The following is a 1,468-nucleotide window of genomic DNA, read 5'->3' on the forward strand; positions in this document are numbered from 1 at the left end:
CCGCAGCTCCTGCACCAGTCGAGTCAGCTCCTCGACTTGACGCTCGAGCTCCGCGATGCGCGCATCCTTGGGGTCGACCTCGGCCACGACACGCCGTGTCCCATGCCCCACGCCGCGTCAGCGAGCGACGAGCCTACCGTCGGCTGCTGGCCTGCTCCTTCTTCAACCGCTCATCCCACCTGAACGCTTACCCCCAGCTCTTCTACACCGTCATCGCCACGGGCCTCGTCACCTGGGCCGTCTTGGCAGCCAACCCCGAGCCGGTGTTCACCAAGGTGGCGGCCATCGTCTCGGCGGTCCTGCTCATCTACCTGGGAGTGGAGACCTTCCTGGAGGTGGTGGACGCGAGCCAGGAGTTGAAGGGGGCCGCCGACCTGGCCACGACGTGGGTGGAACTGGAGCAGGCCGGTCAGCGCTTCGCCAACCGGGTCGGCCCGGAGGTGGCGCGCGTCTTCGTCCTCGCGGTCACCGTGGTGGTGAGCCAGGGCATGACCGGGGGCGCCGCGTGGCTGGCCTCGCGGTTGTCGATGTTGCCCCGCTTCACGGAGGCAGCGGTAGCAGGGGCCTCAGGCGTAGGCATCAACCTGGCGAATGTAGGACAGGTGCGTGCGGTGGCCGTCGTAGGAAGCAGTGGCACCACATCGTCGAGCAGACTCCTGGCAACGTGGAGCGATTCGGTCCCCGTGCCATCCACAACACCGAGAACGTCATCCCACTGGAGGAAGGACTGCACACGCGCGTGAGCGGGTTCTACTCCTCGATTCAACAGGAAATCACCGGCTCGAGGAGCTTGACGGTGCGACGGTGGTTGAGCACGCAGTCTTGTGAGGCCCAGCGCCAGTTTGGATTGCAGGCTATCCAGAAGGTGCAGAAGGGGATTTGGGGAGTCCGGAAGTGAGTCTCGAAAAGCTCGTAGATGCATTCGCTCAGCACTCCGCAGCCCAGACCGATGCGATCTGGCGGGGAGACGCGAAGACCGGAAACAAGCACGCCAAGAAGGTGAACGCGGCATTCGACAAGCTGTGCGCGCATGGCAACCCTGGGAGGGATGCACTCGCAGCTCTGTTCATACATCCTCGCATGGACGTTCGAGTCAAGGCGGCAGCCTTCCTCCTTCGTCATAGAACGGAGGAGGCCAAGGCGGTCTTGAAGGAAGCAGCACAGGGGGAGGGCCTTGTTTCCTTCGCGGCCTCCGAGGCGTTGAAGCGCTGGGAAGAAGGAGCCTGGTCCTTGGACCCTGGTTAGGACGTCTTCATTGTCGGTCGGCTTGCAGTAACGTAACCGTTCAGGGGGGGTGAGGCCGTCGTCGCGGTGTGCATCCCGTGGCGGATGCACACGGTTAGGGCCCGATCAGAAATTACTTATCCGAATTGGGCTTGAGGACGTAGTTCCAGTCCCCATGAAAGTCTGAGCGGACGAGGCGGAGTTGATGCATGGCTGCCTGAGAGACGCTGACTCCCGTGCGGTA

1 protein-coding gene and 1 pseudogene are annotated in these 1,468 nt (G+C 63.4%); both read left to right on the forward strand.

All coding sequences use genetic code 11. The features are described 5' to 3' along the window. Positions 1–191 precede the first annotated feature (191 nt). A pseudogene (locus tag G4D87_RS37700) lies at positions 192–898 on the forward strand (AHH domain-containing protein); the annotation flags it as partial. Then, a complete protein-coding gene (locus G4D87_RS37705; protein ID WP_163787584.1) occupies positions 895–1,245 on the forward strand; it encodes a DUF2019 domain-containing protein in 351 nt (116 codons plus the stop codon). The pseudogene G4D87_RS37700 and the gene G4D87_RS37705, both read left to right, overlap by 4 nt. The last annotated feature ends 223 nt before the right edge of the window (positions 1,246–1,468 follow it).

Origin of the sequence: Myxococcus vastator, from assembly GCF_010894475.1 — a bacterium.
GTDB lineage: Bacteria > Myxococcota > Myxococcia > Myxococcales > Myxococcaceae > Myxococcus > Myxococcus vastator.